Origin of the sequence: Actinoplanes sp. NPDC089786 (assembly GCF_040684855.1) — a bacterium.
In the GTDB taxonomy this organism is placed as follows: domain Bacteria; phylum Actinomycetota; class Actinomycetes; order Mycobacteriales; family Micromonosporaceae; genus Actinoplanes.
The window spans coordinates 1368907-1382811 of the sequence record NZ_JBFBGU010000001.1; the positions used below are offsets into that span (position 1 = coordinate 1368907).

Annotated in this window: 12 protein-coding genes; 6 read left to right on the forward strand and 6 right to left on the reverse strand. The window is 71.2% G+C overall.

The window, feature by feature from the left end; all coding sequences use genetic code 11:
* Positions 1-12: 12 nt before the first annotated feature.
* A complete protein-coding gene (locus AB0O15_RS06675) occupies positions 13-1506 on the reverse strand; it encodes an aldehyde dehydrogenase family protein (RefSeq protein WP_364314933.1) in 1494 nt (497 codons plus the stop codon).
* A gap of 38 nt (positions 1507-1544) precedes the next feature.
* Between AB0O15_RS06675 and AB0O15_RS06680 the strand changes: the two genes are divergently transcribed.
* Positions 1545-1874, forward strand: coding sequence for a hypothetical protein (locus tag AB0O15_RS06680; protein ID WP_364314936.1), 330 nt, complete (start codon positions 1545-1547; stop codon positions 1872-1874).
* A gap of 10 nt (positions 1875-1884) precedes the next feature.
* Positions 1885-2685 (forward strand): alpha/beta hydrolase, encoded by an 801-nt coding sequence (locus tag AB0O15_RS06685; RefSeq protein WP_364314939.1) that lies wholly within the window; start codon positions 1885-1887, stop codon positions 2683-2685.
* A gap of 68 nt (positions 2686-2753) precedes the next feature.
* Here the strand turns inward: AB0O15_RS06685 and AB0O15_RS06690 are convergent, their stop codons facing one another.
* The 4 genes from AB0O15_RS06690 to mce form a co-directional block, all read right to left on the reverse strand.
* The gene (locus tag AB0O15_RS06690) at positions 2754-3884 is read right to left on the reverse strand and encodes an AI-2E family transporter (RefSeq protein WP_364314941.1); all 1131 of its coding nucleotides are present in this window, start codon (positions 3882-3884) and stop codon (positions 2754-2756) included.
* Between the two features lie 45 nt (positions 3885-3929).
* Positions 3930-5342: a Laminin subunit beta-1 gene (locus AB0O15_RS06695; protein WP_364314943.1), complete on the reverse strand. Its 1413-nt coding sequence runs from the start codon at positions 5340-5342 to the stop codon at positions 3930-3932.
* Between the two features lie 220 nt (positions 5343-5562).
* Positions 5563-6885, reverse strand: coding sequence for a DivIVA domain-containing protein (locus tag AB0O15_RS06700; RefSeq protein WP_364314946.1), 1323 nt, complete (start codon positions 6883-6885; stop codon positions 5563-5565).
* A 258-nt stretch (positions 6886-7143) separates the two neighbouring features.
* Positions 7144-7578 carry a methylmalonyl-CoA epimerase gene (gene mce / locus AB0O15_RS06705; RefSeq protein WP_364314949.1) on the reverse strand — a complete coding sequence of 145 codons (435 nt, stop codon included), beginning with the start codon at positions 7576-7578 and terminating at the stop codon, positions 7144-7146.
* 47 nt (positions 7579-7625) lie between these two features.
* Here mce and AB0O15_RS06710 point away from each other — a divergent pair, with 47 nt between their 5' ends.
* Positions 7626-8804, forward strand: a complete 1179-nt coding sequence (locus AB0O15_RS06710; RefSeq protein WP_364314952.1) for an acetyl-CoA C-acetyltransferase — start codon at positions 7626-7628, stop codon at positions 8802-8804.
* Positions 8801-9748: a methylmalonyl Co-A mutase-associated GTPase MeaB gene (gene meaB / locus AB0O15_RS06715; protein WP_364314954.1), complete on the forward strand. Its 948-nt coding sequence runs from the start codon at positions 8801-8803 to the stop codon at positions 9746-9748. The genes AB0O15_RS06710 and meaB overlap by 4 nt, the downstream gene beginning before the upstream one ends.
* On the opposite strand, the gene AB0O15_RS06720 is transcribed toward meaB, so the two are convergent.
* Positions 9731-10327 (reverse strand): PadR family transcriptional regulator, encoded by a 597-nt coding sequence (locus tag AB0O15_RS06720; protein WP_364314957.1) that lies wholly within the window; start codon positions 10325-10327, stop codon positions 9731-9733. The two genes, meaB and AB0O15_RS06720, sit on opposite strands and share 18 nt — an antisense overlap.
* A 63-nt stretch (positions 10328-10390) precedes the next feature.
* Between AB0O15_RS06720 and AB0O15_RS06725 the strand changes: the two genes are divergently transcribed.
* Entirely contained in the window at positions 10391-11506 is a 1116-nt protein-coding gene (locus tag AB0O15_RS06725; RefSeq protein WP_364314960.1) for an NAD(P)/FAD-dependent oxidoreductase, read from the forward strand.
* A 139-nt stretch (positions 11507-11645) separates the two neighbouring features.
* Positions 11646-13811 (forward strand): RICIN domain-containing protein, encoded by a 2166-nt coding sequence (locus tag AB0O15_RS06730; RefSeq protein WP_364314962.1) that lies wholly within the window; start codon positions 11646-11648, stop codon positions 13809-13811.
* Positions 13812-13905 lie beyond the last annotated feature (94 nt).

The window sequence follows — 13905 nt, forward strand, 5'->3', positions numbered from 1 at the left end:
TAGCAGCGCCGGTCACGGCTTTCGGGCGTACAGCATCTTGACGGTCTTGATCAGCCGTTGCATCTGGGCCGGGGTGCGCTCGAAGGTCATCGCGGGGATGAGTGACGGGCCCCGGCGCACCGAGACGGCCTTGGCCCGGGCGAACTCGCGCAGCCCGTCGTCGCCGTGGATGCGGCCGAAGCCGGAGTCGCCGACCCCGCCGAACGGCAGGTTCGCGTTGCCGACGAAGGCGAGCGCCGAGTTCACCGCCACCATGCCGGAGCGCATCCGGCGGGCGATGCGGATCGCGTTGGCCTTGCCGAAGACGCTGCCGCCCAGCCCGTACGGCACCGCGTTGGCCTTGGCCACCGCCTCGTCCGCGTCGGCGACCTTGGTGATGGTCAGCGTGGGACCGAACGTTTCCTCCCGGACGGCCGCGGATTCTTCGGGTACGCCGACCAGCACGGTCGGGGCGACGTATGGCGCTTGCACCGAGTCGCGTCCGCCCAGCACCGCCTCGCCCCCGGAGTCGAGCGCGTCGTCGATGTGCCGCTTGATGATCTCGATCTGCTTGGGCATGGTGATCGGCCCGATCTCCTGCCCGGTGCGCAGCTTGCCGGCCTTCTCGGTGACCGCCGCGACGAACGCGTCGTAGACCGGGGCCACCGCGTACACCCGCTCGATGCCGACGCATGTCTGCCCGGCGTTGGTCATCCCGCCCCAGACCGCCGCCTCGGCCGCCGCGGTGACGTCGGCGTCCGCGTCCACGATCATCGCGTCCTTGCCGCCGGCCTCGATCACCATCGGCGTCAGCGTCTCGGCGCAGGCCGCCATCACCTTCTTGCCGGTGGCGGTGGACCCGGTGAACGCCACCTTGTTCACGCCGGCCCGGCACAGCGCCCCGCCGACCTCGCCCAGCCCGTGCACCGCCTGGAAGACCGGGTGCTCGGGCACCACCTCGGCGAACGTGTCGACCAGCCACTGACCGACGATCGGGGTGTATTCGCTCGGCTTGAACACCACGGCGTTGCCGGCGGCCAGGGCGCCCGAGATCGACCCGATCGGCGTGAGGATCGGGTAGTTCCACGGCCCGATGACCGCGACCACCCCGTACGGCTGATATTCCAGGTGGCCGCTGTGCTCGAGGACCATCACCCGGCTGCGGACCCGGCGCGGGCCGAGCACCCGCTTGGCGTTGCGGGCGGCCCAGTCGATGTGTTCGATCGCGGCGGTCGCCTCGACGATCCCGTCGGCGACCGGCTTGCCACCCTCGAGCTGGGCGAGCTCGCCCAGCTCCTCGATGCGCTCGGCGATCACCGCGCGCCAGCGCAGCAGCCGCTCCTTGCGCCCGTCGAAGCCCAGCCCGGCCCACCAGTCCCCGGCCGTGCGGGCCGCCGCCACCGCCTCGGTCACCGCGGCCTCGGCGGCCACCGGTACCCGCCCGGCCTCGGCCCCGGTGGCGGGGTTGGTGGAGATGAGCAGGCCGTCCTCGATCGCCGGGACACCCGGCGTACGCGTCGCCGTCATGAATGTGAGCTTAGTTCGCGCACGTATCCTTGGTACCCGTGAGCCCGCGACGAAATCGCCCGCGCCGGGCGGCCGCCCCCGAGCCTCCCCGTGAGGAGAACGTGCGCCGCGGTATCGAGGGCGTCCAGCAGTACCAGGACGGCGAGTGGATGGTCCGGTCCATCTTCGGCGGCGCGGCCACCAAGACCTACCTCTGCCCGGGCTGCATGCAGCAGATCCAGCCCGGTGTCGCCCACGTGGTGGCGTGGCCGGCCGACGAGCGGGGCGACGCCGGCGACCGCCGCCACTGGCACACCGGCTGCTGGCGGGCCCGTGACCGGCGTGGCCCGTCGGCGGAGCGGTCGCGGAACGCGCCGAGGTATGGGTAAGGATGATCGAGTGAGTGCACCCATCCGCGCCAACAGCGTGCTGCCCGCTGAGCGGGACGACATCGAGCTCGAGACGGCCGACGGCCTGACCCTGGTCGGTGAGCTGGCGCTGCCGCTCGACCGCCCGCCGGTGGCCACCCTGGTCTGCCTGCACCCGCTGCCCACCCACGGCGGCATGATGGACAGCCACGTCTTCCGCAAGGCCGCGTGGCGGTTGCCGGCGCTGGCCGGGGTCGCGGTTCTGAGATTCAACACCCGGGGTACGAGCAGCGTGCGCGGCACCAGCGAGGGCTCCTTCGACAACGGGAACGGCGAGCGGTTCGACGTGGCCGCGGCGATCGAGTTCGCCGAGTTCCACGACCTGCCCAACATCTGGCTGCTGGGCTGGTCGTTCGGCACCGATCTGACGCTCATGCACGGCCTCGACCCGGCGGTGGCAGGCGCGATCCTGCTGTCGCCGCCGCTCCGCTTCTCCCAGCCGGCCCACCTGGCCGCGTGGGCCTCCTCGCGGAAACCGCTGGTCGCGCTGGTGCCCGAGCTGGACGACTACCTGCGCCCGGCCGAGGCGATCGAGCGCTTCGCGGTGGTGCCCCAGGCCGAGGTGATCGGCGTCGACGGCGCCAAGCACCTGTGGGTGGGCGACGCCGAGACCGTGCTCGACGAGGTGGTCCGCCGGGTGGCGCCGGCGGTGGCGACGCCGCTGCCGGCCACCTGGGACGGCCCGATGGAGACGGGCGACATGAACGCGTACGCCAACCGCACGGTCGCCGCCTTCGCCGACACGCCGGTGCCGAAGCCGCTCTCGGAGTAGTGCTCTCGAAGTAGTGGTAGCTCAGAGCGGCATCCGAGCCCCGGATGCCGTTCCGAGCTACCACTGGCCTACTTTCGCTCGGCCGCGGGGAGCACGACCTCGCGGCCGATGAGCTGGATCGCGGCCACCATCGGGATCGCCGCCAGCGCGCCGATCACGCCGAACAGGGCCGCGCCCACCAGCGCCGCCACCACCGCGGCCACGTCGCTGACCTCGACCGAACGCCGCATCACCCGCGGGTAGATGAAGTAGTTCTCGACCTGCTGGTAGAGCAGGAAGAAGCCGGCGCAGACCAGCCCGGCGGTGAGCGAGTGGGCCAGCCCGACCAGGCTGACCACGATCGCGCCGAGGGTCGCGCCGATCTGCGGGATGAGGTCGAGCACGGCGACCACGACGGCCAGCGCGAAGGGGTACGCCAGGCCGAGGATGAGCACCAGGATCCAGGTGCTGATGCCGGCCAGCAGCCCGATCATCACCGCGCCCACCATGTACGCACCGACCTTGGTCAGGATCTCGTCGGTGAGCAGCTGCACCCGCTCGCGCCGGGTGGCCGGGACCATCCGGAACGCGCCCTTCTTGATCCGCTCGAACGCGGCCAGGAAGTAGATCGTGAGGACCAGCACGGTCAGCACGTTGAAGATCGTGCCGAAGATCAGCCCGGCCGCGCCGGCGATGCCGCCCAGCGTGTTGCCGACCGTGCTGGCGCTGATCGCGCTCTGCGCCTTGGCCAGCAGGTCGTACCGCTGGATCAGGTCGCGCAGGGTCTCGTTGCGCTGGAGGCTCTCGATGTAGCCGGGGATGTTGCTGATCAGCTCGCCGCTCTGGGTGACCACCGGCGGCACCAGGGCGACGAGGGCGCCGCCGAGCACGATCAGCCCGACCAGGGCGACGATCGCGACGGCGCCGCCGCGCGGCACGCCCCACTTCTGGATGCGGGTGACGGCCGGGTTGAGCCCGATGGCGAGGAACATCGCCACGAAGATCAGGACCAGGATCGAACCGGCGCCGCGGATGCCGTTGAACGCCGCATAGGCCAGCAGCGCCCCGATGGCGCCGAGGAAGCCGATGAAGAACGGGTTGCGCCGGTCGATCGGGGGACCGGGCGTCCCGAAGCGCGGCGTGGCATCGGCCGGTTCCTCGGGAGTCGGTTTGTCGTCCTCGGGCGGCGCGGGCGAACCCTTGGTCTCGTCGGCCGTCACCGGTCTACCTCCGGGGGAGCGTCAGTCGGCGTCCGCGCCGGCCTTCTAGGACGGCGGAACCGTCACCTTAGCGGACGCTGTGACCTTCCCGGGGGCGGGCGCGGCGTCCTGCTTCTCGGCCACCTTCTCCACCGGCTTGTCGGCCGGTTTCTCGACCGGCGCCGAGGCGACCACCGGGGCGGGCGCCGGGTCGTCGTCGTAGTCGTCCTCGCCGTCCGGCGAGGCGGCCGCGGCCATCACGGCGGCGGCGGCCAGCTCGGCCACCCGCTTCGCTTCCCTCTGCACCTGGCGGCGGACGTCGGCGGCGCGCCGCTCGGCCGCCTCACCGGCGCGCTTGGCCTCGGCCACCCGCTTGAGCTCGGCCTCGAGCTGCTTCTGCACCTCGGCCAGCCGCTGCTGCACCCGCTCGGTCTCGCGCTCGGCGCCCTGAGCCCGCTCGGCCGCGGTCCTGGCCCGGGTCTCGGCCTCGGTCACCTTGGCCTGCGCGGCGGCCAGCTCTTCCGACGCCTTGGCCAGTTTCGCCTGCTGCGCCTCGATCTCCTTGCGCACCTTGGTGGCCTGCTCGTCGGACTTGCGGAGCACGTCCTCGGCGTACTTGTCGGCCTCGCTGCGAAGGTCGGCGCACTGCTTCTCGACGCCGGTGCGGAGCTGGCCCAGCTCTTGCACCACGGTCTGCCGGCGCTGCACCAGCTCGTGCTCGAGGCCGGCCTTGAGCTCGCCGCGCTCGCGTTCGGCCGCGGTGCGCTGGCTGGCGACCTCCATCGCGGCCTTCTCGCGCAGAGCCTTGACCTCTTGGTCGGCCTGCAGGCGGGTGGACTTGGCGTACCCCTCGGCCTCGCTGCGGGCGCGCTGCGCCTCGGCCGTCGCCGTCTCGTTGAACTGCGCCGCCTCGGCCCGGGCCCGGCTCAGCGTGGACTCGGCCTCGGCGCGCATCTGCTCGGCGGCCTGCCGGCTCGCGGCCAGCGCCTTCTCGGCGGCGGCGCGCCGGGCGGCGTCGGCCTTCTCCTCCTCGGCGCGCCGGGCGGCCAGCGCGATCTCGAAGTCGCGGATGCCGTCGTGGGCGTGCGCCTCGGACTCGGCCCGGATCCGCTCGGCCTCGGCCAGCCGGGCGGCGATGTCGTCGGTCGCCGAGTTCTTGATGTCGGCCGCGACCTCTTCGGCGGCGGCCAGGATCTGTTCGACCTTGGGGCCGAGGTGCCGGAAGGACACCTCGCCGCCCACCCCGCCCTGCCGGCGGGCCTGGGTGAGCTCCTGCTGGAGCCGGTCGACCTGCGAGGCCATCGCCTGGATCTGCTGATAGGCCTGTTCCCGCTCGGTCGACAACGCCGAGATCTCGTTCTCGGCCCGGGCGACGTAGCGCTCGACCTGCTTCTTCTCGTAACCCCGCAGGGCGGTCTCGAAGCTGGGCTCGGAGGCCGCGTCCCCACCGAGGCCGAAGATTTCACCGCCGTGCGACATGCTGTCCATCCTCACATACGCATCGTCCGCTGATGTGCCGATACACACCGGCTTGGACGGAAGGTGCGTCTGGTTGTGATTTTGTCAGGTGCGCCGGGCACGCAAGCGATCGGGCCGCACCGGAGTGTTCTCCAGTACGGCCCGCATCGATTCATGCCACCGAACTACCGTCGCGCACTAACCCCGAAATGTGCAACCGCTGTACGCCGTCGGCAACGTCTCAGGAGTTCGTCTTGGCGGCCACCGGCTTGTCGCCGGCGTCCTCCTTCTCGCCGTCACGCTGGGCCGGAGCAGCCTCGGCGGGCTTGTCGGACTTCTCCGCGGCCGGCTTGGTGGCGTTCTCGACCGCCGCCTTGGCCGCGGCGCCCACCGAGGGCACCAGGCCGGAGAGCCCGGAGAGCATCTGACCGAGCTGGTTGGTGACCTGGTCCTTCTGACGGGTGAGATCGTCGACCTCGCGGCGGGCCGCCTGGGTGGTCAGCTCGGCCTCGGTGCGGGCCTCGCTGAGCAGCCGGTTGGCCTCGGAGCGGGCCTCGGTGACCGTCTTGTCGGACAGGGCGCGGGCCTTCTCGACCGTCTCGTTGGCGTTCCGGTCGGCCTCGACCCGGCGGTGCTCGGCGCGCTGCTCGATCTCCTTGGACCGGTCCTCGGCCGCCCGGGCCCGCTCCTCGGCCTCGGCCACCATCTTCTGGGTGGCGCTGACCTGGGCCGCGTGCCGCTGGGCCTCTTCCCGCTCGGCCTTCTCGCGGCGCTCGGCGATCTCGAGGGCCAGGGCCTGCAGGTCTTTGTCGCGCTTGTCACGGGCGTCGGAGAGCATCTTGGTCGCCTCGGCCCGCTTCTCTTCGGCCTCGCGGCCGGCCTTGGCCCGCTGCTGGGTGATCTCGCGCTCGGCGGTCGCCCGGAGCGCGTTGACCTCGCGCTCGACGGTGGACTTCAGTTCGGCGACCTCGTGCGCGGTGACCGTACGCAGCTGCTTGGTCTCGCGGTCGGCGTCGCCCCGCAGCGTGTCGGCCTCACGCCGGGCCTGCACCCGGGTCTCGGCCGCCTCACGCTCGGCGTGGGTGCGCATCTGACCGGCCTCGCGCTCGGCGGACGCCTTCATCGCGGCGGCCTCGGCCCGCGCCTTGTCGGTGATCTCGCGGGCCTCCAGGCGGGCGGCGGAGAGAATGCCCTCGGACTCCCGCTTCGCCTCGCTCCGGTGGTCGTTGGCCTGTTCCTCGGCCAGCCGCAGGATCTGCTCGACCCGGGTGCCCAGCCCGGACAGCGTCGGTCTGTTGTTCTCCTCCAGCTGTTTGTTGCTGTCGGCGAGCTTCTGCTCGAGCGCGTTCAGCCGCTGCTCGGCCTGGCGCAACCGGCGCTGCGCGTCGTTCATCCGCTGCTCGGCCTCGGCGCGGGCCTGCTCGGACTGGTTCAGCGCGGCGACCAGGCGGCCGAGGTGGGCGTCGACCTGGCCACGGTCGTATCCACGCAGGACAACCGTGAAGTCGTGCTGAGAATTGGCGGTCTCGAAGAACGCGAGATTTTGGTCCTGCTGCTGGGGCATTGCGCCATCCTTGCGAACCCCCCTGAGGCATGCAAGGGGGAGGGGCCCTAAGAAATAGCCCCCTAAGATCAGCTTCGTCCACCGGTCGAGGGTGTCCGCCCGCCGTTCGGCCGGGCGGGGTCCGGCCGCGCGTGCAGCCCCTCACCTGCTGTGTCACGGTTTGACCGTGGATCATCCCATCGTTGCGGCCGACGATGTGGACGATCCTGCCAGGCCAGGCGGGTGCGGCGGGGACGTTTCACTCGGTCGGCGTACAAATCAGGCAGGTTGCACCAATTCCACCAGCACGCCGCCGGCGTCCTTGGGGTGCACGAAGTTGATCAGCGAGCCGCCGGTGCCCCGCCGGGGGTTGTCGTAGAGCAACCGCAGGCCGCGCGCTCGCAGAGCCTCGCTGCTCGCCCGCACGTCGCGCACGGTGTACGCCAGCTGCTGGAGCCCGGGGCCGCCGCGATCGAGGAACTTGGCGATCGCCGAGTCGGGCCGGGCGGGCGCCAGCAGTTGCAGGCGTGGCGCGGCCGGATCGTCGCCGACGGCCAGCATCGCCTCGCGTACGCCCTGTTCCTCGTTGGTCTCCTGATGGACGCAGCGCAGACCGAACGTCTCGGCGTAGAAGGCCACAGCCTCGTCCAAGTCGGGCACGGCCACGCCGACGTGGTCGATGCGCAACAATCCGACGAGGGGAAGATCCGTCATACCGGATAGTGTGTCACCCTAACCATCGTTCAGTCGGCGGAGGATCAGTGGGCACCTCGGTAATCGTCAGCGGCGCTCGTACACCCATGGGTCGTCTTCTCGGCAACCTCAAGAACGTGCCGGCCACCGTGCTCGGCGGCCACGCCATCGCGGGCGCGCTGGAGCGGGGCGGCGTGCGGCCCGACCAGGTGCAGTACGTGATCATGGGCCAGGTGCTGCAGGCCGGCGCCGGGCAGATCGCGGCGCGGCAGGCGGCCGTGGCGGCGGGCATCCCGATGACCACCCCGGCCGTGACCGTCAACAAGGTGTGCCTCTCCGGGCTCGACGCGATCGCGCTGGCCGACCAGCTGATCCGGGCCGGCGAGTTCGACATCGTGGTGGCCGGCGGCATGGAGTCGATGACCGGCGCGCCCCACCTGCTGATGAACCACCGCCAGGGCAGCAAGTACGGCGACGTGCTGGTCCGCGACCACATGGCGGTCGACGGGCTGATGGACCCCTGGGACGGCGTCTCGATGGGCGAGTCGACCGAGCGCAGCGGCTCCGAGCTGGGCATCACCCGGGCCGAGCAGGACGCGTTCGCCGCCCTCAGCCACCAGCGCGCGGCCGCGGCGCAACGCGAGGGCCGGCTGGGCGAAGAGATCGTGCCGATCAAGGTCGGGCTGCGCGAGACCGACAAGGTCGTCGACACCGATGAGGGCGTACGCCCGGACGCCACCGCCGAGACCCTGGGCCAGCTCCGGCCCGCCTTCACCAAGGACGGCACGATCACGGCCGGCAGCGCGTCCCCGATCTCCGACGGCGCCGCCGCGGTCGTGGTGATGAGCCGGGCCAAGGCCGAGGAGTTGGGCCTGACCTGGCTGGCCGAGATCGAGGCGCACGGCAACGTGGCCGGGCCCGACTCGTCACTGCAGTCCCAGCCGGCCAACGCCATCCGGCACGCCCTGGGCAAGGCCGGGCTGACCGTGGCCGACCTCGACCTGATCGAGATGAACGAGGCGTTCGCCCAGGTCGTCCTCCAGTCGATGCGCGAGCTCAAGGTCGACGAGGACCGGGTCAACGTGAACGGCGGCGCGATCGCGCTGGGCCACCCGATCGGCATGTCCGGGGCCCGGCTGGTCCTCACGCTGGCCTACGAGCTGCGGCGACGCGGCGGCGGCCGGGGCGCGGCGGCCCTGTGCGGTGGCGGCGGCCAGGGCGACGCGCTGATAATTTCCGTTCCGTGAGCCTTTCTCTACCGGAACTGGTCGCGCGAGCCCGCGACGGCGACGCTCGGTCCGTCGCCCGCCTGATCAGTCTCGTCGAGAACGGTTCGCCTCAGTTGCCGGCCGTCGCGGCGGCCTTCGCCGCTGACACGGGGAAGGCTCAGGTCGTCGGGCTCACCGGCTCGCCCGGGGTGGGCAAGTCGACGACCACGAACGAGCTGGTCCGGTCCTTGCGGGCCGCGGGCAAGCGGGTCGCGGTGCTGGCCGTCGACCCGGCCAGCCCGTTCTCCGGCGGCGCGATCCTCGGCGACCGGATCCGCATGCAGGAACACACGTCCGACCCCGGCGTCTACATCCGCTCGATGTCGACCCGCGGCCAGCTCGGCGGCCTCGCCGCGGCCACGCCCCAGGCGGTGCGGGTGCTGGAGGGCGCCGGCTGCGAGGTGATCCTGGTCGAGACGGTCGGCGTGGGCCAGGCCGAGGTCGAGATCGCCCAGCTCGCCGACACCACGCTGGTGCTGCTGGCGCCCGGGATGGGCGACGCGATCCAGGCGGTCAAGGCCGGCATCCTGGAGATCGCCGACGTCTTCGTGATCAACAAGGCCGACCGGCCGGGCGCCGACAACACCTACCGCGACATCCAGGGGATGCTGGCTCTCGGCGAGCGGGCCGCGGGCGACTGGCGGCCCCAGGTGGTGCGCGCGGTGGCGATCAAGCGCGACGGCATCGACGACGTGGTGGCCGCGATCGACAAGCACCGCCAGTGGCTCACCGACTCGGGCACGCTCGGCGAGCGGCGGGAGCGGCGGGCCGCCGTCGAGGTCGAGGCGATCGCGCTGGGCACGCTGCGTGCGCGGATGGGCTCACTTCGGGTGGGTACGCCGCTGAGCGCGCTGGCGGCCCGGGTGGCGGCGGGCTCCCTCGATCCGTACGCGGCCGCCGAGGAACTACTGAAAGCGCTCTAACGTCTCCTGGATCATCGTCCGGTCCCAGGTCAGCGTGCCGTCGGCCAGATCGTCGATCAGCCCGCGCAGCCAGCCGATCTCCGCCCGCAACATCGCCGCGCGGTATTCGTCCTCGATCAGGAAGAGCCGCGGCAGCCCCGGCGGCGCCTGCTCCTCGATCGTGGCCAGCTTCGCCGCCTGGGCCGCGGCCCGGGCGGCCAGGAGCTCGCGGACCTTCTCCGGCCCGAGGATGGCCAGGAGGGCCAGCGCGACCGGGAACTCCGGGAACTCCCGGGCCGGCGCCGGCAGCCGGCCGGCCACCCAGCGGTGCAGCTCGTCCCGCCCGGCGGTGGTGATCTCGTAGGTGGTGCGTTCCGGCCGCCCGCCATCCCGCGCGGTGCCCGCCGGCCGGGCCAGGCCGTCCCGGACCAGCCGGTCGAGCGCCTGGTAGACGCTGTTGCGCTGGGCCACGTTGACCAGCTGGTCCTGCCCGCGCTCCTTGATCATCTGCTGCATCCGGTAGGGGTGCATCGACTCCTCGAGCAGCAGCGCCAGCAGCACGATCGCCAGGGGCGAGTGCCTTATCGCTCGATCAGCCATGCGACAGAGCCTAGGGGTTGATTCAGGGTTGTCTGCCATAGTCATGGCGTGCATAGTTAACCCATGACTAAAGCGATTGTTGCCGGCGCCGGCTACGCGGGGACCGCCACCGCCCTGGCGCTGCACCGCCTCGGCTGGGAAGTCGAGATCCACGAGGCCCGGGCCGAGGGCGCGGCCGAGCTCGGAGCGTTTGTCACGGTCGCCGTCAACGGCATCGCGGCCCTGCGTACGCTCGGTATCGACCCATCCGTGGCCCTGGCCGGCGGTTTTCCCACCCCGACCTGTGTGCTCTGGAACGGGGCCGGTCGCCGGCTGGCCCAGGCGCCGCTCGGCGGACCGACCGCCGACGGGCTGGTCACCACCACGATCCGGCGGGCCGACCTCTACCTCACGCTGCGCCGGGCGGCGCTCGACGCGGGCGTCCCGATCCACTACTCGAGCCGGGTGACCGAGGTGGCGCACGACGCCGACCTGCTCGTCGGGGCGGACGGCATCAACTCCCAGGTACGCCGCAACCTCGATCCCGCCCAGCCGCACTATCTCGGCCTGCTCAACGCCGGTGGCTTCACCGAGGGGCCGGTCGGCGCGGACTTCGACCCCACGCCCGGCCTGGTGCACATGACCTTCGGGCGGCGGTGCTTCTTCGGCTGGAGCGTGGCGCCGGACGGGTCGGTGTGGTGGTTCGCCAACCCCGGTTCGCGTACGCCTCACCATGGCTCTTTCCCCGGCTGGCGGGAGCATCTGATCGACCTGCTCTCGGCCGATTCCGGTCCCGCCGCGGCGATCGTCCGGGCCACGCCGGAGGCGCTCGGGCCGTGGAACACGTACGACCTGCCGAAGGTGCGGACCTGGCGCTCGGACAACGTCGTGCTGGTCGGCGACGCCGCACACGCCGCGTCACCGTCGTCGGGGCAGGGCGCGTCGATGGCCTTCGAGGACGCGGTGGTGCTGGGGCAGGCGCTGGCGTCCTCGCCTTCCGTGCCGGCCGGGCTGGCGTGCTACGAGGAGATCCGGCGGCCCCGGGTGCAGAAGGTCGTTCAAGCAGGCCGGCGCAACGGCAGCGGCAAGGCGGCGGGGCCGGTGGGCGCGGCCATCCGCGACGCGATGATGCCGGCGATGATGCGGATGCTCTACCGCAAGGGCAACCCGCAAGCCTGGATCCTCGATCACCGAGTGTGACCGTCCCACATGGCGGAACCGGTTCCGCACCTTAGGGGAAGCTTAAGTCGGTCGATACCTCATTGACCGTTCGGGCGGGGCGAGGGAACTGTTAACCAACCTTTCGGTTCCCCTTTTCCCCGCTCGAAAGGACCCCCTCGTGTCCCCTCACAGACTCCTCGCCGGCGCCCTGCTCAGCGTCGTCGTGGCCGGCCTCGGTGTGGTGGCCGGCACCACCGGGGCGCTCGCCGCCTCCTCCGGAACCCTGGTCAGCACGGCCAACAACAAGTGCCTCGACGTCACCGGCGGCTCCACCGCCAACGGCAACCAGCCCCAGATGTGGGACTGCGTCAGTGGGAGCGCCAACCAGACCTGGACCTTCGCCGACAACGGATCCGTGCAGGCCCGGGGCAAGTGCCTGGACGTCGCGAACAACTCGACCGTGAACGGCGCCGTCGTACACCTCTGGGACTGTTTCGACACCGTCGCCACCCAGAAGTGGACGCTGACCGCGAGCCACGACCTGGTCAACGTCGCCGCGAACAAGTGCCTCGACATCAAGGACAACAACCTCGCCAACGGAGCCAAGGTGCAGCTGTGGGACTGCGGCGGCGGCGCCAACCAGAAGTGGACCTTCGCCGGCGCCGGCACCCCGCCGCCGACCGACCCCACCGCCCCGGACCTCGGGCCCAACGTCACCATCTTCGACCCGTCGATGTCCTCGTCGACCATCCAGAACAAGCTCACCCAGGTCTTCAACCAGCAGGTGGAGAACCAGTTCGGCACCCAGCGGTACGCGCTGCTGTTCAAGCCGGGCAGCTACAACGTCGACGCCAACGTCGGCTTCTTCACCCAGGTCGCCGGCCTCGGCCACACCCCCGACCAGACCAACATCAACGGCCATGTGCACGTCGAGGCCGACTGGTGGCACGACGGCTCGCAGAACGCCACCCAGAACTTCTGGCGCTCGGCCGAGGGCCTGGCCGTGACCCCCGCCGACGGGCAGGACCGCTGGGCCGTCTCGCAGGCCGCGCCGTACCGCCGGATGCACCTGCGGGGCCGGCTGGCGCTGTCCGACGGCGGCTGGTCGTCCGGTGGCTTCATGGCCGACACCAAGGTGGACGGTCAGATCGACAACGGCTCGCAGCAGCAGTTCATCTTCCGCAACTCGTCGATGGCGGGCTACGTGAACAAGAACTGGAACGCGGTCTTCGTCGGTGACCAGGGCGCCCCCGGCAACACCTTCCCCGACCCCAAGTACACCAACGTGGCCCAGTCGCCGGTCATCGCCGAGAAGCCGTACCTCTACATCGACAGCGCCGGGGCGTACCAGGTCTTCGTGCCCTCGCTCCGCACCAACGCGGTCGGCACCAGCTGGGCGAACGGCAACCCGGCGGGCTCCTCGCTGCCGATCTCGTCGTTCGCCATCGTCAAGCCCGGCGACACCGCGGCGACGATCAACGCGGCCCTCGCGGCCGGCCAGAACCTGCTCGTCACGCCCGGCGTCTACCACCTCAACCAGACGCTCAACGTGACCCGCCCCAACACCGTCATCCTCGGCCTCGGCCTGGCCACCTTCATGCCCGACAACGGCGTCGACGCCATGCACATCGCCGACGTCGACGGGGTCCGGCTGGCCGGGGTGCTGTTCGACGCCAACACCACCAACTCGAACATCCTGCTCCAGGTCGGCCCGCCCGGCTCCACTCTTTCGCACGCCACCAACCCGACCGTTCTCTCGGACGTGTTCATCCGGGTCGGCGGCGCGGTGGCCGGCAAGGCCACGATCAGCATGCAGATCAACAGCAACAACGTGATCGGCGACCACGCCTGGATCTGGCGGGCCGACCACGGCATCAACAACAACGTGGTCGGCTGGAACGTCAACCCCGGCCGCAACGGCCTGATCGTCAACGGCAACGACGTGACCTTCTACGGCCTGTTCGTCGAGCACTTCCAGCAGTACCAGACCATCTGGAACGGTGACCGCGGCCGCACGTACTTCTACCAGAACGAGATGCCGTACGACCCGCCGAACCAGGCCGCCTACATGAACGGCAGCGCGCAGGGCTGGGCGGCGTACAAGGTCGCCGACTCGGTCACCACCCACGAGGCGTGGGGCCTGGGCAGCTACTGCTTCTTCAACGTCAACTCGTCGGTCGTCAACGCCCGGGCCTTCGAGACCCCGGCCAAGCCCGGCATCCGCTTCCGCAACATGATCACGGTGTCCCTGGGTGGCACCGGCACGATCTCCCACGTGATCAACAACCTGGGCGCCGCGGCCCGGGCCGGTCACACCGAGGAGCCCCTGGTCTCCGGCCCCTGATCCGCCCCGGCCCGGTCGCCTCGTGCGACCGGGCCGGTTGCATGTCCCCGGTTCAGGGGGTACTGATGCTCCGGTGAAGAGGATCGCGCTCGCG

What these genes read in the sequence shown, in the direction of transcription:
- AB0O15_RS06695 (WP_364314943.1), bottom strand. Translation starts at nt 5,342, where the DNA reads ATGTCGCACGGCGGTGAAATCTTCGGCCTCGGTGGGGACGCGGCCTCC.
- AB0O15_RS06700 (WP_364314946.1), bottom strand. Translation starts at nt 6,885, where the DNA reads ATGCCCCAGCAGCAGGACCAAAATCTCGCGTTCTTCGAGACCGCCAAT.
- AB0O15_RS06720 (WP_364314957.1), bottom strand. Translation starts at nt 10,327, where the DNA reads ATGGCTGATCGAGCGATAAGGCACTCGCCCCTGGCGATCGTGCTGCTG.
- AB0O15_RS06725 (WP_364314960.1), top strand. Translation starts at nt 10,391, where the DNA reads ATGACTAAAGCGATTGTTGCCGGCGCCGGCTACGCGGGGACCGCCACC.
- AB0O15_RS06675 (WP_364314933.1), bottom strand. Translation starts at nt 1,506, where the DNA reads ATGACGGCGACGCGTACGCCGGGTGTCCCGGCGATCGAGGACGGCCTG.
- mce (WP_364314949.1), bottom strand. Translation starts at nt 7,578, where the DNA reads ATGACGGATCTTCCCCTCGTCGGATTGTTGCGCATCGACCACGTCGGC.